Consider the following 17,811-nt stretch of genomic DNA (forward strand, 5'->3'; position numbering starts at 1 on the left):
TCTTATGATAAAACTCCAAAATATTCCATTTCAAAAATTAAAGGCCCGTCTTCAGGTTCCAAAACCCTGGGATAATGTTATTATTTTTGCATTAAATATTCTGATCGCCATTCCGGTTTTTATCATCATCCATAAAAATGCGGTCGAACTGAATTTCTATTTTCAAATTGACCGGATTGTGTTATTTATCCTGATTTTAATTATAATCCAATTAATTTTAAGATTATTAAAAACAGTAATAATTATCTGTCTTGCTTTGTATCTGATAGCACTTTTGTTCGGAACTGTATTCGGCAATTATGGTTTTAATGCGGTTTTTGAAGATTACCGGTCTATGGTGTATTCCATGTCTGACAATCCGAATCCCCAAGATTTAATTCTTTCTAAACTTCTCCCTTTCCCCAATAAATCGAAAGTTCTTAATGCCATTGAATATCAAAATCCAAAAGTGCGGAATTTTTCCATCATGGCCACAACAAAACATCTCAAAAATATCAAAGGATACGGCGATTACCGTACCCTGATCCAGTGTTTTGCTATCTTCAAGGAAATAAATACCAGGTGGAATTATGTCAGTGATCCAAAGGGCAAGGACTATATCGCCACCGCCAGCGAGTCATTGCGATACCTCTCCGGCGACTGTGACGACCATTCCATTTTGATGGCCGCCTGCATAAAATCTATAGGTGGTACTCCCAGATTGATTCATACCGGCGGACACATTTATCCTGAAATATTAATTGGCGGGAAAAGTGATTTGGAAGAAATCAATTATTTAGTCAAAAAGATACTTTTTGTTGATGAAAGTAAAGACAAACAACTTCATTATCATATTGATGAGCGTGGACTGGTGTGGCTGAATCTCGATTATACGGCCAAATATCCGGGTGGTCCATTCATGCACGAAGAAATTTTGGGAGCGTTAACACTGAATTGATTTATTTAGGCAAAATAAAAATTTAACAATTCCTTTTTTTATATATTAGCTATTTCAAATTAAAAATACATTTATGAAGAAATTCTTTTATATACTGCTGCTTTCATCTCAATTTATGAATGCGCAGGATTCCACCTCAAAAACGGACTCCACCAACTTTAGAAAAAACGAAGTTCGTGTCGATGTATTAACGTTGGTGGCTTCATCAAAAATCAATCTTACTTATGAACGTTTTTTGAATCCTCGATTTTCATTGGGATTAAGTGGTAGTTATGCCGACAGTAAAAAAATCAACGAGGATTTTGACGAAGGATACAGAAATACCATTCCAAAATACGAAATCATTCCTTTTGCACGGTATAATTTATCCAAAGGGCTTTACAGTTTTTATTTCGCTGAAGTATTCGTGTGTGCTAACGGTGGGGATTTCAAAGAAACGGTTCGTTTAGTCGATGGAAACGGAAATGGCTATTATATGAACCAAAAAAGTAAATATTCTGATGTGGCACTCGGTGGAAGTTTGGGTTATAAAATCTATTTTCAGAAAAAAATAGCTGTTGAATTATTAGTAGGATTTGGAAAAAACTTAATTGATACTGACAGAAGCCCGGATGTAATCTCTCGAGTAGGTTTAAATGTTGGTTACCGATTTTAAAAAATAAAAATATGAAAACTTTAAAATATTACTTTTTACTTACTACCAGCTTATTGATTTTATCCAGTTGTGATACCAATGATGATGGTTTTTATAATGTAGTGTATCTAAATGCTACCGATTTAGTTACCGTAGAAACGGAGCCATCTTATAATGTTGGGGATTTTATTTTTGTTACTGCCGATTTTTCGCGTTATCAGCAAGAAGTGGGACAAGATGAACTCCTGGATATATACAAGACTACAGGAAATGCAACCAGATTTATTTTTCCGTATTACTTAGAACGAAAAAAGGCTGACGGCACATGGGAAGTGGTTCCAATTCCAACAAATACATTGCAAATTATAAAAGGAAGTGCAATTTCAGGTCCATATGTATCAGGTAGTTGCGTATTTAATAGTGCTGATGATACTTATGAGTATAATGTAGGTGTCCCATTGACACAAGCCGGTGATTACCGATTAGGTTTTGGTTATGATACCAGTTCGAATCGTGTTGAATTGGTTTCAAATAGCACTGGACTGAATCTGTATATGGATATTATGTCAACTACGAACTACAATTCGCCTCCGTATTACCTTTTTACGGTAAACTAACTACCATTCGATTTCTGGAATACCTTTGGAACTAAGATAGGAGTTGGTTTGACTGAAATGTTTGTTCCCGAACCATTTCCCTTGATTAGCACTCATAGGTGACGGATGTCCACACTCTAAAACCAAATGTTTATCTTGATTGATTTTTGCTCCTTTTTTCTGTGCAAAACTCCCCCAAAGCAAGAATACGATATTATCTTTTTCTTCAGAAATTTTCTGGATAACAGCATCTGTAAAAATATTCCAATCTAAATGTTTATGACTATTTGCCTGATCTTTTCGAACTGTTAAGGAAGCATTTAAAAGCAATACGCCTTGTCTTGCCCAACGTTCCAGATTACCCGAAGTGGGGAGAAATATATTACCCAAATCATCGTTCAATTCCCGGAATATGTTGCGCAACGAAGGAGGAATATTTACTCCCTCATTCACTGAAAAACACAACCCATTTGCCTCGCCATCTCCATGATACGGATCCTGCCCTATTATTACAACTTTAAGGTTTTCAAAAGAAGTATAATCGTATGCCGCAAAAATTAATTCCTTGGGCGGAAAACAAGTATGCAGCGAACATTCTTTTTCAACCTCATTAATTAAATTCCGAAAATAAGGTTTTTCAATTTCGTCTGATAAAATGTTTTGCCAGGAATCGGCTAATGTAATTTTCATTTCGCAAATGTATTGCATAAAATCTACCGAAGAACCATTTCCTTACAATTTTTCATCTTTAAAGAATTGCGAAAACTTTGTGAAACCGCACACAATAGTTTCAACTATTCCCTATTTTTGCAAGGTAAAAGCGCAAAAAACAAAATGATTAACATCACAGATAAAACCCTTCAGGATTTACAGTTTCCAACTATTTTAGAAACTATTTCGGAAATTTGTAATACTGATATCGGAAAACAAAAAGCATTAGAAATCGTTCCTTTTAAAGAAAAGGCAATGTTGATGGACGCTCTAATGCAAACATCTGAATATGTTGCTTCTTTCCAAAACAATAATGCGATTCCCAATCATGGATTTGATGCAATTACCAATGAAATCAAATTCCTTGCAATAGAAGATAGTTTTTTAGAAGTAGGAAGTTTTAGGAAAATTGCTGCCATTTCTGAAACGACAAATGTCCTTTTACAATACTTTAAAAAATTCGACGATTATTATCCGTTTCTCAATACCAAAGCTTCGCAGGTTGAATATACCCGTGAAATTATTCAAAAGGTGGATGAAGTTGTTGATAAGTATGGTGAAATAAAAGACAATGCCTCGCCTGAATTACTCAATATCCGCCGGGACATGAATTTGGTTCGCGGCAAAGTGAACCAGAGTTTTGGTATCGCCCTTACGCAATACAACGCCTTGAACTATTTGGATGATATTAAGGAAAGCTTTGTTCAGAACCGCCGGGTTCTGGCGGTGTTATCGATGTATCGACGTAAAGTGAAAGGTTCCATTCTCGGGAGTTCAAAAACGGGAAGCATCGCCTATATTGAACCTGAAACCACATTGAAATATTCCCGGGAACTCAGTAATTTGGAATATGAGGAAAAGGAAGAAATTACCAGAATCCTGAAGCAATTGTCCAATCACATACGACCATTTTTACCTCTCATTTCCCAATATCAGGATTTCCTAAGTGATATTGATGTCATTGCTGCCAAGGCTAAATATGCCCGGAAAATAAATGGCATTTTACCCGCAATTACTGATAATCGGCGCGTGTATTTCAGAGATGCCTTCCACCCTATTTTGTTTTTAACGAATGCGGCCAAAAATGCAGTAACATATCCTCAAACAATTGAGCTGGATCAGGAGAATCGGATCATTGTAATTTCGGGTCCCAATGCCGGTGGAAAAACGATTTCTCTAAAAACCGTCGGCCTACTTCAATTAATGTTACAAAGCGGGATGCTGATTCCGGTTCATGAACGCAGTGAAACATCCTTATTTGATCGGATAATGACTGATATCGGAGATAATCAATCGATCGAAAATCATCTGAGTACCTATAGTTACCGGTTAAAAAACATGAATTATTTCCTGAAAAAATGCAATAGTAAGACCATGTTTCTGATTGATGAATTTGGAACAGGTTCCGATCCCGAATTAGGGGGTGCTTTAGCGGAAATTTTCCTTGAAGAATTCTATCACAGGGAAGCTTTCGGAATTATCACTACCCATTATTCCAATTTGAAAATTCTTGCGAACGAACTGCCGTTTGCCATGAACGCCAATATGCTTTTTGATGAAAAGACACTGGAACCACTCTATAAGTTAGTTCTGGGACAGGCAGGAAGTTCCTTTACATTCGAAGTGGCACAAAAAAATGGAATTCCATTTGGTTTAATCAACCGTGCCAAAAAGAAAATTGAAGTCGGAAAAGTACGTTTTGACAAGACTATTGCCACTCTTCAGAAAGAACGCTCTAAATTGGAAAAAACCTCTCAAACCCTAAAAGAGGAAGAATCCAAAGCCCGCGAGGAGAGTAAAAAAATGGAAAACATCAATGTGAAAATCAAACATAAACTCGAAAGCTATCAGGAATTGTATGACAGCAATCAGAAAACGATTTACATTGGTCAGAAGATCGAGGATATTGCAGATAAATATTTTAACAATAAAAATAAAAAAGACCTTATCGGTGAGTTTTTGAAAATTGTCGAAATAGAAAATTCAAAAAAAATCAAGGTCACTGCCAAAGAGAATAAAGTAAAGGAGGAAAAGAAGAAAGAAATTATAGCCGATGTAACGGTGCAGGTGGAAGAAATTCGTAAAGAGAAAAAAGAAAAAAAATTAAAGCCAGTGGTAGAAAAACCAAAACCGGTTTTAAAAGTTGGAGACAGAGTGCGAATGGTCGACGGAAAAGCGGTAGGAAGTATTGACAATATTGAAAAAAATAAAGCAACGGTCAATTATGGTGTCTTTACTTCAAAAGTAAGTCTGGATGCTTTGGAATTGGTTGAAGCAAAAAAATAGTATGGAAGTATTACCAAAAGATAAAAAAATCATTCTATTTGACGGCGTTTGCAATCTATGCAATTCGATGGTTCAGTTTGTGATTAAAAATGATCAAAAAGATATTTTCAGATATGTAGCCCTACAGTCTGACTTAGGCCAAGAAATTCTTAAACATATCGGAATTGATCAGAGAAACATAGACAGTATTGTTTTATATCAACCTGGCATCGCCTATTATTACAAATCTACCGCGGCAATTGAGATAGCCAGACAATTGGGAGGTGCTTTTAATCTGCTAACTTTATTCAGAGTAATCCCTGTATTTTTGAGAAACCCAATTTATGATTACATAGCCAGAAATCGGTATAAATGGTATGGCAAAAAAGACAACTGCATAATTCCTACTCCAGAATTGCAATCCAAATTTTTATAAAAAAAACTCCTTAATTTCTTAAGGAGTTTTATTATGGAAAGGAAGGAATCTAGTTTTTAATAAATTTCTTAATCAAAGAACCTTTGTCTGACTGAATGTTCATCATGTACATTCCAGATTCTAAATCCGAGACATTTATCTGATTTTCTGAAATTTCAGCAGAATTTAAATGTTTAACAATTCTTCCGTTTAGGTCTGAGATTGTAATTTCATTAATAAGAATATTTTCGTTATTTGAAATAGTAATGACATTCTTTGCAGGATTTGGATATACTGAAAATTTATTAGCAACAATTTCATTTGAAGATACACCCAATAAAGTATCTGTACTAGATGCTTTAACATTTATGTTGTCATATATCCCGTTACCCGCTAAAGTGTTACCTGTAGCAGTAGCTGCAAATAAATCTATTTCACTAATATCTGTACCGGTACCTGCACCCATTACAGATCCGCTGAATAATCCAGTACTTTCTTTAAACTTTATCTCACCGGTAGTTTTGTTGAAACTAAATCCAAGTTTATACCATGTATTTGGAGCTAAAGTAACAACAGCGCCTGCAGCTCCCAAATTGAATGAATAGTTACCCAATGTTCCAGCATTATCATAATAAGCTAAACCGGTAATCGCCATTGTATTTAATGTAATACGTAGTCCACCTAATATTTTTGCACCGCTACCGTCATAAAAAGCAACACGCATACTGTTTAAACTTGTTGTAGCAGGTCCGGTAAAAAAATCATAATCTGCTTCAGCAATATTGTTACCTGGTGTTCTGGCAGTCCAAGCTGCGGCTAAATCTTTAAATAAATATCTTGTATTTGCAGCCGTATTTGATCCTGTTACCCTCAGTGCATTTCCATAAGCACCTCCTTGGTTAACAACCTGAAAATCTGAATTAGCTCCACCAGTTGCTACATAAGTCAACCAACCTCCTTGTCCTGCAGTAGTACCTGTCAAATCAGATGCTATGTTACCCACTGTTAAAGCAGTAGAATTTTCGGTTAATAATACTTGGGCTTGCGTGCTAAAACTAAATAAAGTTATTGCAAACAATAATAGAGTAGTTTTTTTCATAATTTAAATTTTTAAAGTTTGGAATCAAAAATAAGATTATTTTGCTTTAGTTTCTGTTTTTTGATAAAAAAAATATAAACAAATTAATGTAATTAGGTGAATTTAAATAAAAAACTCCTCAAAAGAGGAGTTAATAATTGATTTATTTTAAGGGAATTGACTCAATATCATCTTCTTTTTCCCATTTTCCAACGACTGATGTGGCTAAAGCATTTCCTAAAACATTAGTGGCGCTTCGGAACATATCGCAAAAATGATCAATTGGAAGGATCAGTGCGATACCTTCGATCGGGATTTTAAACATTCCACATGTAGCTGCTACCACTACCAAGCTGGCACGGGGAACACCTGCGATACCTTTACTGGTTAACATCAGAACCAAAAGCATAGTCATTTGTGTTCCAATATCTAAATCTACGCCATATGCCTGGGCTATGAATATACTGGCAAAAGTCATGTACATCATACTGCCATCTAAATTGAAGGAATATCCCAAAGGCAGCATGAAGGAAACAATTTTATCTTTGACACCAAAACGCTCCAATTCTTCAGTTAATTTAGGAAAAACTGCCTCACTGCTGGTAGTCCCAAAGGCAATTATTAATGGACTGACAATTCGCTGCAGCAAAGCACTCATTTTTTTTCCAAGAAATAAATAACCCGCAAGCAAAAGAATAACCCAAAGGGATGAGATTCCGACGAGGAAAGAGCCAAAAAATTTAATGTAAGTCAGTAAAAGATCGTTTAGGTCACGTATGGCAAATACAGCAGCGATAGCGCCAAAGACTCCGATCGGTGCGAATTTCATCACGTAGTTTACCATTTTTAGGATGATATGTGATGTTTTATCTAAGGCATTAATTACCGGTTTAGCATGATTTCCTATAGATGCAGCAGCCAATCCGAAGAATATAGAAAAAATTACAATCTGTAATATTTCATTACCCGCCATTGCCTCAACGATACTTTTAGGTATGATGTGCTCAATAAAATTTTGAGCTGAAAAATTCTGCGTTTTCTCAGTTACTTCTGCAGCAGTACTAATATCTACATCTGTAAGATTTAATCCTATTCCGGGCTCTAAAATATTAACCCAAAACATTCCTATTAATAAAGAGATGAAGGAAGCGGTAAAAAACCATCCTAAAGCTTTCCCGCCAATTCTCCCGACCGCTTTAATATCTCCAAGCTTTGCAATTCCAACTACTAATGTTGTGAATACCAAAGGGGAAATAATCATTTGAACCAAACGAATAAATACTGTGGCTAAAATTTTAATGTAAGTACTGAATTCCTTGGCAGCTTCAGCATCCCAGTTGTTATGGATTACAATTCCTAAAACTGCACCCAAGGTCATGGCAATTAAGATTTGGAACGTCAGATTTCCCATTAGGGAAGGTTTTTTATTTTCGATGGTATTCATTAATTTGGAAATTTATTTTTGGTTATTTATAGGTTTTGTTTAAAAGATAAAAGTCGGCTAAAACTATCGCCGCCATGGCTTCAACAATGGGAACGGCACGAGGGACTACACATGGATCATGACGTCCTTTACCACTCATTTCTACAATATTTCCCTGATTGTCCAATGTTTCCTGTGTTTTCATAATAGTGGCCACAGGTTTGAAGGCGACACGGAAATAAATATCCATCCCATTTGAAATTCCGCCCTGGATGCCACCGGACAGATTTGATTTGGTAGTGCCATCAGCATTGTATAAGTCATTGTGTTCGCTGCCTTTCATCTTAGCGCCGCAAAAGCCGCTTCCGTATTCAAATCCTTTGACGGCATTGATTGAAAGCATTGCCTTACCTAATTCAGCATGAAGCTTGTCAAAAACCGGTTCTCCAAGTCCAATCGGTACATTTTGGATGACACAGGTAACGGTCCCTCCAACAGTATCACCCTGTTTTCTGATTTCCCGGATGTATTCTTCCATTTTTATGGCAGTAGGTTCATCCGGACAACGGATTGGATTATTTTCGGTTTTGGAAAAATCCAAATCCTGATAAGGCTTATCTATAAATATGTCACCAACTGAGGAAACGAAAGCATTGATCTGAATGTTGGACAATACCTGTTTGGCAATGGCACCGGCCACTACCCTGGATGCTGTTTCTCGTGCCGAACTACGTCCACCACCCCGGTGATCCCGTATTCCATATTTTTGTTCATACACATAATCGGCATGACTGGGACGATAGGTATCTTTTATATGACTGTAATCTTCTGATTTCTGATTGGTATTTGGAATGATAAAACCAATCGGTGTTCCGGTAGTTTTTCCTTCAAAGATTCCGGATAAAAACTGAACTTCATCATCTTCTTTTCTTTGGGTAACAATCGCCGATTGGCCTGGTTTTCTGCGGGACATTTCCCCCTGAATAGCTTTAAAGTCGAGGAGTATTCCAGCCGGACATCCATCTATAATTCCGCCCAATGCCTCTCCGTGTGATTCGCCGAAAGTGGTGATTTTAAAAAGGGTTCCAAAGCTATTTCCAGCCATACTTGATTGTTTGAAACAAATGTAAGTTTTCTGATTTAGAATAAAAAATTTTAAACTCCCATAATATATCTGCTTGTAAAACCTACGGAACAGTTTTTTAGTTTGTTTTTCTCAGACCATTAAAAAATTATTATATTAGCGAAACTAAAAAAATTTAAAGATGAAATTCAGATTCTTATTATCATCTGCTTTCCTATTAGCATTGGCTTCCTGCTCTTCCGACAGCAACAACACCAATAGTGGTAATACTACTAATTATTTACCATTAGAAGATGGGAATTTTTGGACATACCGAGTGGAAGGAGACGCAGTTTCAGAAAGGGATTCTTTATATGTCTCCAATGACACTGTTATCAATTCAAAAACCTATAAGAAGTTCAAGACGCTGTTTCAACCTTTTGGTTTTTACTCGAATTCATTGCACGACAATGGTGTTCGGAAAGAAGGTGCTTCACTTCTTTTAAGTGGCAGTGCGGGATTAAATCTAGGCGATGTCTTCCCTGTAGATTTTACGTTAGACGATTTTGTTATTTTTAAAGAAAGTGCCATAGACAATGAGCAGTTAAGTTCAATATCAGATATAATCGACCAGGATTTTCAAGGTTATCCATTGAAATTGGAATATACTATGAAATCGGTTTCTGTAGAAACGCTTCCGGTTTTTACATCACCTGATGGTGAAGTTTACGCTGATGTCAAAAAAGTAAAAACAACTTTGAATTTAAAAATTTCTACGACAGTAACTATACCTAATATTCCATTTCCGGTTCCTATTACGATAATGAATCCTCAGGACGTAGTTTCTTCTTTCCAATATTATTCAAAAGATATCGGGATGATATATGCCACTACCACTATAAGCTATCAATTACAGGATTTATCATCTTATGGAGTAACACTTCCAATTCCTACTTCAGGTAGTCAGACACAGGAAGAATTTTTAGATACTTATCAGGTTGATTAGTAGAATATTGGGTGAAAAATGAATATTTTTTCATTTTAATACAGCATAAACGCACAAATTTGGCGTTGTTAGTAAAATATAAATGTGAAATATGTAAGTTTTTATAAATATTTTGTAAGTTTATATAGCAGTTTTAGAATGTATCTTTGTAAAAACAAAAAACTTAAATATGAAAAACCTTATTTTATCGGCTACAATGTTAATTGGATTAGCATTTAGCGCACAAGCACAGGAAATATCGAAGAACGCCATTGGTTTGCGTATAGGTGATAACGATGGAATTGGTGCAGAGGTATCCTATCAAAGAAAATTAGGAACCCGCAATCGATTAGAGCTGGATTTAGGATGGAGAAACAGACGCGATTACTATGGGGATAATCGGGATGACAGTTCTGTAAAATTAGCAGGATTGTATCAATGGGTATGGAATATTGATGGGGGATTCAACTGGTATGCGGGTGTCGGTGGTGGTTTGGCAAACAGTAGCTATGACTATAATTATGCTGGTGAAAAATATAACGATAGCTATACATATGCTTTTGCAGCGGGTGACATCGGTATCGAATATAATTTTCCTATTCCGTTGATGATTTCATTGGATTTCAGACCTGAAGTATATTTCACTGATAAAGTAAATGAAGATTTTGGTCCGGATGTTGCTTTTGGTATTAGATACCAATTTTAAAAAAAAATAAAGATTAATAAAAAACTCCATTGGAAACAATGGAGTTTTTTATTTTATAATAATTTCTTTTTTAGAATTTATTTTTACGATACTATACGGATAAGTGTATTCTCCAAGGGGATCCGATTTTCCTTCAGGTTCATTTTCTTTGACAGTAATAATAATTTTATCTGCTGTTTCCTGAACATCTACCACTTCAATCGAATAGCCCTTTCCCGTTTTTGCTCCCATATTCAATATGATAAAATTAGAAGTGTTGATATCGTCCGGTTTTATTTTCCGCTTCAGGTTATCATCATTCAGCAACATGGTAAACTCTCTTTTATCGGATACAATTTCAAAGAAATGAATATTTCCCCCGCCGTCATTCTGTTGGGTCAATACCTGGAATAAGGGTTTTTTGCCTGTCGTTTTCTTGGCACCGCATGATAGTACCGCTAAGGCCAGAAATAAGAAGGCGACTTTTTTCATAATTCTTTATTGATTGTTTTTCGATATAAATCTTCGTATAAAGGTAATATATTTTCTATGTCAAATTGCTTAGCCACAGATAAAGCATTTTTTTTGAATTCAGCCAAAACGGAATCATCTTTCAAAATTTTTAAAGCATTTTCAGCCATCTCATCGGTATTTCCAACTTCGCTTAAATAACCGGAAACTCCGTCAAAATTTACTTCGGGTAAACCGCCTGAGTTACTTGAAATTACTGGAACACTCCAAGCCATAGCTTCTAAAGCCGCCAACCCAAAACTTTCTGTTTCAGATGGCAATAAAAACAAATCGGTATAACTTAAGATTTTGTCAATTTCATTACTGTTTCCAAAAAAGATGACTTTGTCTGAAATCCCTAATTTGTGGCACATATCTTCTGCCATTTCTTTTTCAGGCCCATCCCCTACCATCATCAATTTGGCCGGGATTTCTTGCTGAATTTTGTAGAATATGGTAATGATATCCGGAATTCGTTTTACTTTCCTGAAATTACTGATATGGGTTATGATCCTTTCATTTTCCTTTGCCATTACGGAGCGATGACAGGAAATATTGGGATCTTTGATGTTGTTATTTAATTCAATGAAATTCGGGATTACGTGAATATCTTTGTTGATGTTGAACAATTTATAGGTATCGTCTTTTAAACTTTGGGACACCGAAGTTACCACATCCGACTTATTAATGCTGAAACTTACGGCGGGTTTATAAAATGGATGGTTTCCCACCAAAGTAATATCGGTACCGTGAAGTGTGGTGACCATCGGAATGTCTATTCCTTCGTCTTTGAGCATCTGTTTTGCCATATAACCGGCATACGCGTGTGGAATTGCATAGTGAACGTGCAAAAGCTCAATTTGATACAATTTTACCATATCTACCAATTTACTCGACAAAGCCAATTCATACGGTTGATAATGGAATAAAGGATAGTCGGGAACATTCACCTCGTGGTAATGCACATTAGGATTCAAAAGTGCTAAACGAACGGGTTGACTGTAGGTAATAAAATGGATTTCATGACCTCTTCGGGCTAATTCAAGTCCTAATTCTGTTGCTACTACACCACTCCCACCAAAAGTTGGATAACAAACTATTGCTATTTTCATTAGTATTTTTTAGTTAAACGAAATTAACCAAAATTTAATAGCCATTTAGGAAAAATTTCGTTAAATATAACCCAAAACAAAACCCCTGATTTCTCTCGTTATTTGACGATGGACTCATAAATTACTTTCTGGATGTCCTCACGGATATTTTCCTTAGATAAAGTATTGGATGGATTTGTTCCAGGGAAAGTCCGGTTGGACAAAAAGATATAAACCAGTTCTGTTTCCGGATCGGCCCAGGCGATAGTTCCCGTAAATCCAGTATGTCCGAAACTGGTCAACGAAGCACAACCACAGGTTGGCCCTTCTTTCCCGGGTTGCTGCGGTTTGTCAAAACCAATTCCTCTACGGTTATTTTCATTACAGAAATAACAAGTATTGAACTCATCAAAAGTTTTGGAGGAAAAATATTGGCGATTACCATAATTTCCTTTTTGAAGATACATCTGCATCATTTTCGCCACATCCATCGCATTCGAGAAAATTCCCGCATGACCTCCCACTCCACCTTCCATGGCAGCTTCCATGTCATGAACATATCCCTGCAGCACCTGATGACGAAAGTAACTGTCAACTTCGGTTGGTGCAATCGTGTTTTTATTCATTTTGCGCAACGGATTATACATTGTATTGTTCATCCCTAAAGGGCCGTAGAAATTTTCCTGACTTAGACTATCCAATCTTTTATTGGTTGCTTTTTCCAAATATTCTTTTAGAATGATAAAGGTAAAATCACTGTATTTATATTCTTTTTTTGCAGATAATTTACTGTTAGCAATCATCTTCATGATAGTATCGTGGTAATCATTTCTGATAAAAAGACTGTCGGCAACTTGCTTTGAAAATTGCTCATCGTAGGTCTTTCTGTAATATTTCTCTAAAGGAACCCCTTTATTGTCTAATGTCGCCTGATAAAATGGAATCCAGGCCTGCAAACGGGCGTAATGTGATAAAAGATCTTTAAAAATGATTTTTTCCTTATCTGTATTTTTAAATACGGGAACCATTTCCCCTAAGGTAGTTTCCATATTGATTTTCTTAGCATCATAAAGTTTCATTACATTAGGCAGAGTCGAAATGATTTTGGTCAAAGAGGCAATATCGTACACATCAGAATTGCTGACTTTCAGGAGATTATCGTAGGTATGATAGCCGTAAGATTTTTGATATACTACTTTTCCTTTACGTGCCACCAAAACCTGAATACCGGGAGTCATTTTTTTATCAATTGCTTTTTGGGCAATGGCATCGATTTTAGATAAAATCGCAGGATTCATTCCGACATTTTCAGGAGCCGTAAATCCAAGACGATTAATTTTATCAGTTGTTAAACCATCATTTACCTTGAAAGCAGTGTTGATGGATACCGGCAGTTTTCCTTTCGCTGCGACGGCTCCAAAAATCAATTGGGCAGAAACATCCTGCGCAACATCTGCATTTTGATACGAAACAATTACCCCTTCGATCTCATCGAAAGTTGTAATTGGCAATAGGGAATATGGTTTGGCGAACACGTCTAAAATGACAATATTGTTTTTAGCGATTTCCTGTAACCATAGTAATTCTTTTTCAGTAAAATCATGGTTTTTCCAAGCTTTATCAGATTTATGGAAACCCACAATAACGGTGTTGAATTCTTTCAACTGAATATTTAAGCTGTCAATATTTTCATTGGCAACCTCGGTAACTTCTGTGTATTTTTTTAAAGTAGATACAAAAGTGCTATTGGTATCATCACCTAATTTTACGTAAGCAATTTTGTTGTTTTCCAAGTTCCGGATTGGAAGTATTTCATTTTTATTCTTCAATACAGTTATTGCGTTTTCATACAATTCGTATTGTAATGCCTGATTGGTTGTCGGCGTAATTTCAGAAACCAGATTGGAAGTGGCAACAGGTTTGTATTTATTAAGGCCAGCGAAATATTTGTATTTTAAAATCTTTTTAACCGAATGGGCAATTCTTTCTTCTGAAATTAAACTGTCCTGATATGCCAGACAAATTTTGTCTATTCCCAATGGGACATTTTCGGAAAAAAGTAAAATATCATTTCCAGCCAAAAACGCTTCCAGATCAATTTCCCCAGGACTTAATGATGTATTATCCGGCCTTTTAAACGTACTGGCACCTTTCATATTCAATGCATCAGTAAATATCAAGCCTTCGAATCCCAATTGGTTTTGAAGAATATTCGTTACTACATTATAGGAAATCGAACTTGGATAATTGGTACGCGGTTCAATGCTTGGCACATTTAAATGCGCCACCATTACAGAAGCTAATCCTTCCTCAAACATTTTTCTGTAGGGATAGAATTCTACTTCCTCCAGTCTTTCTTTCGAAAAATTGACCATTGGCAGTGCGTGATGAGAATCCGTGGCCGTATCACCATGACCCGGGAAATGTTTTCCTGTAGAAAAAACGCCCTGACTCTGAACACCTTTCATTAAGGCGACAGCATCGTTAGTCACATTTTCCTTGTTTTCACCAAAAGAACGGAAACCAATAATTGGATTTTTAGGATTGGTATTGATATCCAACACCGGGGCAAAATTGAAATGAATGCCCAATCGTTTGCTTTCCTGACCCATATTAGCACCCACTCTTTCAATTAATTTGGTATCCCGAATAGCACCGAGAGTCATGTTCCAAGGATAACGATAGGTAGAATCCAAACGCATGCTTAGTCCCCATTCTGCATCAATCCCAATAAATAAAGGGACTTTGGATTGTGACTGGTAACGGTTGGTTAAATTAGCCTGGCGCATTGGACCGCCCTGAAAAAAAATCAGTCCCCCAATTTTATATTCGGCTATAAGTTTGTCAATGGCATGGATATGTGTAGTGTCCTTATTGGAATAGGCGGCGACCATAAATAATTGCCCAATCTTTTCATTGGATGTCATCTTATCATAGACACTGTCTACCCATTTCTTTTGATTGTCGCTTTCTTTAAAAAAGGGATTTATATAATGTGGGGTTACAATTTCTTTTTTTGGTGCTGCCAATGCCGTTTTTGTCTTTTTGGTACTGGAGCAGCCTATAGCCAATATGATTATACCAATTGGTAGAAAAAGTTTATACGGAATAGATTTCATAAGTGTATTTTAAAAAAATCGGCTGTGCCAGCTTTCATTTGCGGGAACTTCCCAGTATTCTTGCCATTCCCCTACAGTATTAACGAGATTGTTGAATACTATAGTATTCTCGGTAACGGCTTTATCTTTTGCCATTTTTTTGAAATCAATCAATGATTTATGTGCGATATGCTCTCCTAATTTGAAAGTCACATTCATTTTATCCAATAAATCGACACTGTATTTTTGTTCCAATTCTTGAATAAACTGTACTGAAGCATCAATCGAACAGCCTGTTGCCATTTGATTTTCCTGATTTACAGCAAGTATAATAAAACGATTGTACTTGGTGATAAAACCAGCTTCAAGACCGGTACCATGTGCGGCCCAGTTATTAACAAATTCTTCTAAAGCTTTTTCTATTTCTATAATTTCATCATCGGAAAATTTTCTGTTGGATTGGTAAATCCAAATTTTTGATTCTTCCGGAAGTGTATTAAAATCTACTGACATAAATAATTAGATATTTTTACAAAAATACCTTTTTAGAATTATATTTCCTCATAAAGTATTTATAATTTCTGTACTTAATAAATACAAAAAAAACCATCACGAAACCCACGTAATGGTTTTTCCAGGTATAAAAAATCAAGGTATTTCTTAATCTCTGATAGCAATGACAATCCATTTTGAAGCGGCACCATCATAAACCAATTCGACAGTTCCCACGCCAGAAGTTGAAGTTGACGCACCAATAGTATCTATAGTATTTGCCGGCACGGAAGACGATAAATGATTAATTTTCATATTTACCGCTGATGCATTGTATAAAATAACATGCCTACCGTCTGTTCCACCCCGAAGACCGCTGATGGAAAAATTATGGCCCGAACCAATAAATCTAAAAACAACCACACCAGCATTAGCCCCATTGAGTTGTAAATCAATATTATCAAAGACTTGATTGGAGAAAAGGGTTGGCATTGGAACCGTCGCTATTCTGTATTTAGAATTATCAGAATCAGCTGCACTCAATACATTGTTTACTAATGACAGATTACTCCCTACGCTTACATCCGCCATAACCCCTTGTGAACAGGTTCCTGTAAGCTTGGTTGTTGTAGTCGTGTTATTTGTATTTGTTACTCTCATGGTGCCCTCCACATGCAAGGTGGAAAGCGGATTAGATGTTCCAATTCCGACCTGCGCATTGGAGATGAATCCTGAAAACAAAAACAATAAAATGAACGATTTTAGAAAGTATTTTTTTTTCATAACCACTAGTTTTAAGTTCTAGTTTAAAGCTACTTTTTTTAAATCTAGAAATAAAAATTATCCGTTACATAGCAAGAATTTCAGACAAACAGTTCATTAGTTAATATTTTGTTAACCAATTGAATACGTAAAATGTTAATAACAAGTTAGGAGTACAAAAAAAGGTTAAAACCATTTCTGATTTTAACCGATTTAATGTGACAGTTGAGCGATATTTTATAAATCCTGGGCGTTTGCAATTAGTTCTGCTATGTCCATGACTTTAACTTCAGATTCTTTCTCTTTATTCTTAACACCATCCGTAAGCATAGTATTGCAGAATGGACAACCGGCTGCAATAATTTCTGATTTGGTTTCCAATGCGTCTTCGGTTCGTTCAACATTGATTTCTTTATCACCAGGTTCAGCGTCTTTAAACATTTGGGCACCACCGGCACCACAACATAATCCATTTGCCCGGGAACGTTTCATCTCTACCAGTTCGGCATCTAATTTTTGGATTAAATCCCGAGGCGCTTCATAAATCCCGTTTGCTCTTCCTAAATAGCAAGGATCATGAAAAGTGATTTTTTTTCCTTTGAATTGTCCACCTTCAATAGTTAACCTCCCGTCGTCCAATAATGATTTTAGAAATTCAGTATGATGTACCACTTCATATTTACCACCCAACTCAGGATATTCGTTTTTTATGGTGTTAAAACAATGCGGACAGGCAGTAACAATTTTTTTTGCTTCATAGGCATTCAACACCTCAATGTTCATCATGGCCTGCATTTGAAATAAAAATTCATTTCCGGCACGTTTTGCAGGATCTCCGGTACAGCTTTCTTCCGTTCCAAGAACTGCAAAAGAAACATTAGCACGATTTAAAATCCGTACGAAGGCTTTGGTAATTTTTTTTGCCCTATCATCAAAACTACCCGCACATCCAACCCAAAATAATACTTCCGGCTGTTTTCCCTGCGCTAACATTTCTGCCATTGTAGGCACTACTAAACTTTCTGACATAATTTTTTTTATAATATGCGAGATGCATGAATGCAAA

The 17,811-nt window shown here is 36.1% G+C and carries 17 protein-coding genes; 7 read left to right on the forward strand and 10 right to left on the reverse strand.

Annotation, left to right across the window (positions count from 1 at the left end; all coding sequences use genetic code 11):
* Positions 1 to 4 precede the first annotated feature (4 nt).
* The 3 genes from FNW07_RS07085 to FNW07_RS07095 all read left to right on the forward strand — a co-directional run bounded on the left by FNW07_RS07085 (position 5) and on the right by FNW07_RS07095 (position 2,188).
* A complete protein-coding gene (locus FNW07_RS07085) occupies positions 5 to 937 on the forward strand; it encodes a transglutaminase (RefSeq protein ID WP_126743418.1) in 933 nt (310 codons plus the stop codon).
* Positions 938 to 1,010: 73 nt separating this feature from the next.
* A complete protein-coding gene (locus FNW07_RS07090) occupies positions 1,011 to 1,592 on the forward strand; it encodes a DUF3575 domain-containing protein (RefSeq protein ID WP_126743417.1) in 582 nt (193 codons plus the stop codon).
* A gap of 11 nt (positions 1,593 to 1,603) precedes the next feature.
* The gene (locus FNW07_RS07095) at positions 1,604 to 2,188 is read left to right on the forward strand and encodes a hypothetical protein (RefSeq protein ID WP_126743416.1); all 585 of its coding nucleotides are present in this window, start codon (positions 1,604 to 1,606) and stop codon (positions 2,186 to 2,188) included.
* Here the strand turns inward: FNW07_RS07095 and ung are convergent, their stop codons facing one another.
* On the reverse strand, positions 2,189 to 2,857 hold the full coding sequence (ung, locus tag FNW07_RS07100; RefSeq protein WP_126743415.1) for a uracil-DNA glycosylase: 669 nt from the start codon (positions 2,855 to 2,857) through the stop codon (positions 2,189 to 2,191).
* Between the two features lie 144 nt (positions 2,858 to 3,001).
* Here ung and FNW07_RS07105 point away from each other — a divergent pair, with 144 nt between their 5' ends.
* Both FNW07_RS07105 and FNW07_RS07110 read left to right on the forward strand, forming a co-directional pair.
* Positions 3,002 to 5,164: a DNA mismatch repair protein MutS gene (locus FNW07_RS07105; RefSeq protein WP_126743414.1), complete on the forward strand. Its 2,163-nt coding sequence runs from the start codon at positions 3,002 to 3,004 to the stop codon at positions 5,162 to 5,164.
* Position 5,165: 1 nt separating this feature from the next.
* A complete protein-coding gene (locus tag FNW07_RS07110) occupies positions 5,166 to 5,579 on the forward strand; it encodes a thiol-disulfide oxidoreductase DCC family protein (protein WP_126743413.1) in 414 nt (137 codons plus the stop codon).
* A 49-nt stretch (positions 5,580 to 5,628) separates the two neighbouring features.
* On the opposite strand, the gene FNW07_RS07115 is transcribed toward FNW07_RS07110, so the two are convergent.
* The 3 genes from FNW07_RS07115 to aroC all read right to left on the reverse strand — a co-directional run bounded on the left by FNW07_RS07115 (position 5,629) and on the right by aroC (position 9,164).
* Positions 5,629 to 6,657 carry a T9SS type A sorting domain-containing protein gene (locus FNW07_RS07115; RefSeq protein ID WP_126743412.1) on the reverse strand — a complete coding sequence of 343 codons (1,029 nt, stop codon included), beginning with the start codon at positions 6,655 to 6,657 and terminating at the stop codon, positions 5,629 to 5,631.
* A 142-nt stretch (positions 6,658 to 6,799) separates the two neighbouring features.
* A complete protein-coding gene (locus tag FNW07_RS07120) occupies positions 6,800 to 8,080 on the reverse strand; it encodes a dicarboxylate/amino acid:cation symporter (protein ID WP_185964630.1) in 1,281 nt (426 codons plus the stop codon).
* Positions 8,081 to 8,102: 22 nt separating this feature from the next.
* Entirely contained in the window at positions 8,103 to 9,164 is a 1,062-nt protein-coding gene (gene aroC / locus FNW07_RS07125; RefSeq protein ID WP_126743410.1) for a chorismate synthase, read from the reverse strand.
* A gap of 160 nt (positions 9,165 to 9,324) precedes the next feature.
* Between aroC and FNW07_RS07130 the strand changes: the two genes are divergently transcribed.
* The gene (locus tag FNW07_RS07130; RefSeq protein ID WP_126743409.1) at positions 9,325 to 10,128 is read left to right on the forward strand and encodes a hypothetical protein; all 804 of its coding nucleotides are present in this window, start codon (positions 9,325 to 9,327) and stop codon (positions 10,126 to 10,128) included.
* Between the two features lie 169 nt (positions 10,129 to 10,297).
* Positions 10,298 to 10,813 (forward strand): hypothetical protein, encoded by a 516-nt coding sequence (locus FNW07_RS07135; protein ID WP_126743408.1) that lies wholly within the window; start codon positions 10,298 to 10,300, stop codon positions 10,811 to 10,813.
* Between the two features lie 48 nt (positions 10,814 to 10,861).
* Here FNW07_RS07135 and FNW07_RS07140 read toward each other — a convergent pair whose 3' ends face one another.
* The 6 genes from FNW07_RS07140 to FNW07_RS07165 form a co-directional block, all read right to left on the reverse strand.
* Positions 10,862 to 11,284, reverse strand: coding sequence for a protease complex subunit PrcB family protein (locus tag FNW07_RS07140; RefSeq protein WP_126743407.1), 423 nt, complete (start codon positions 11,282 to 11,284; stop codon positions 10,862 to 10,864).
* Positions 11,281 to 12,414 carry an N-acetyl-alpha-D-glucosaminyl L-malate synthase BshA gene (gene bshA / locus FNW07_RS07145; protein WP_126743406.1) on the reverse strand — a complete coding sequence of 378 codons (1,134 nt, stop codon included), beginning with the start codon at positions 12,412 to 12,414 and terminating at the stop codon, positions 11,281 to 11,283. Before bshA ends, FNW07_RS07140 begins: the two co-directional genes overlap by 4 nt.
* 98 nt (positions 12,415 to 12,512) lie before the next feature.
* Complete coding sequence (locus FNW07_RS07150) at positions 12,513 to 15,512, reverse strand: glycoside hydrolase family 3 N-terminal domain-containing protein (protein WP_126743405.1); 3,000 nt, start codon at positions 15,510 to 15,512, stop codon at positions 12,513 to 12,515.
* Between the two features lie 9 nt (positions 15,513 to 15,521).
* Complete coding sequence (locus FNW07_RS07155; protein WP_126743404.1) at positions 15,522 to 16,004, reverse strand: ABC transporter ATPase; 483 nt, start codon at positions 16,002 to 16,004, stop codon at positions 15,522 to 15,524.
* Between the two features lie 147 nt (positions 16,005 to 16,151).
* Entirely contained in the window at positions 16,152 to 16,766 is a 615-nt protein-coding gene (locus FNW07_RS07160) for a hypothetical protein (RefSeq protein ID WP_126743403.1), read from the reverse strand.
* Between the two features lie 216 nt (positions 16,767 to 16,982).
* Complete coding sequence (locus FNW07_RS07165; protein WP_126743402.1) at positions 16,983 to 17,774, reverse strand: (Fe-S)-binding protein; 792 nt, start codon at positions 17,772 to 17,774, stop codon at positions 16,983 to 16,985.
* Positions 17,775 to 17,811 lie beyond the last annotated feature (37 nt).

This window comes from Flavobacterium sp. GT3R68 (genome assembly GCF_007109225.1).
Lineage (GTDB): Bacteria > Bacteroidota > Bacteroidia > Flavobacteriales > Flavobacteriaceae > Flavobacterium.

Bases quoted from the DNA above. Each gene is read 5' to 3' on its own strand.
- FNW07_RS07085 (WP_126743418.1), top strand. From the start codon at position 5: ATGATAAAACTCCAAAATATTCCATTTCAAAAATTAAAGGCCCGTCTT.
- FNW07_RS07090 (WP_126743417.1), top strand. From the start codon at position 1,011: ATGAAGAAATTCTTTTATATACTGCTGCTTTCATCTCAATTTATGAAT.
- FNW07_RS07095 (WP_126743416.1), top strand. From the start codon at position 1,604: ATGAAAACTTTAAAATATTACTTTTTACTTACTACCAGCTTATTGATT.
- ung (WP_126743415.1), bottom strand. From the start codon at position 2,857: ATGAAAATTACATTAGCCGATTCCTGGCAAAACATTTTATCAGACGAA.
- FNW07_RS07105 (WP_126743414.1), top strand. From the start codon at position 3,002: ATGATTAACATCACAGATAAAACCCTTCAGGATTTACAGTTTCCAACT.
- FNW07_RS07110 (WP_126743413.1), top strand. From the start codon at position 5,166: ATGGAAGTATTACCAAAAGATAAAAAAATCATTCTATTTGACGGCGTT.
- FNW07_RS07115 (WP_126743412.1), bottom strand. From the start codon at position 6,657: ATGAAAAAAACTACTCTATTATTGTTTGCAATAACTTTATTTAGTTTT.
- FNW07_RS07120 (WP_185964630.1), bottom strand. From the start codon at position 8,080: ATGAATACCATCGAAAATAAAAAACCTTCCCTAATGGGAAATCTGACG.
- aroC (WP_126743410.1), bottom strand. From the start codon at position 9,164: ATGGCTGGAAATAGCTTTGGAACCCTTTTTAAAATCACCACTTTCGGC.
- FNW07_RS07130 (WP_126743409.1), top strand. From the start codon at position 9,325: ATGAAATTCAGATTCTTATTATCATCTGCTTTCCTATTAGCATTGGCT.
- FNW07_RS07135 (WP_126743408.1), top strand. From the start codon at position 10,298: ATGAAAAACCTTATTTTATCGGCTACAATGTTAATTGGATTAGCATTT.
- FNW07_RS07140 (WP_126743407.1), bottom strand. From the start codon at position 11,284: ATGAAAAAAGTCGCCTTCTTATTTCTGGCCTTAGCGGTACTATCATGC.
- bshA (WP_126743406.1), bottom strand. From the start codon at position 12,414: ATGAAAATAGCAATAGTTTGTTATCCAACTTTTGGTGGGAGTGGTGTA.
- FNW07_RS07150 (WP_126743405.1), bottom strand. From the start codon at position 15,512: ATGAAATCTATTCCGTATAAACTTTTTCTACCAATTGGTATAATCATA.
- FNW07_RS07155 (WP_126743404.1), bottom strand. From the start codon at position 16,004: ATGTCAGTAGATTTTAATACACTTCCGGAAGAATCAAAAATTTGGATT.
- FNW07_RS07160 (WP_126743403.1), bottom strand. From the start codon at position 16,766: ATGAAAAAAAAATACTTTCTAAAATCGTTCATTTTATTGTTTTTGTTT.
- FNW07_RS07165 (WP_126743402.1), bottom strand. From the start codon at position 17,774: ATGTCAGAAAGTTTAGTAGTGCCTACAATGGCAGAAATGTTAGCGCAG.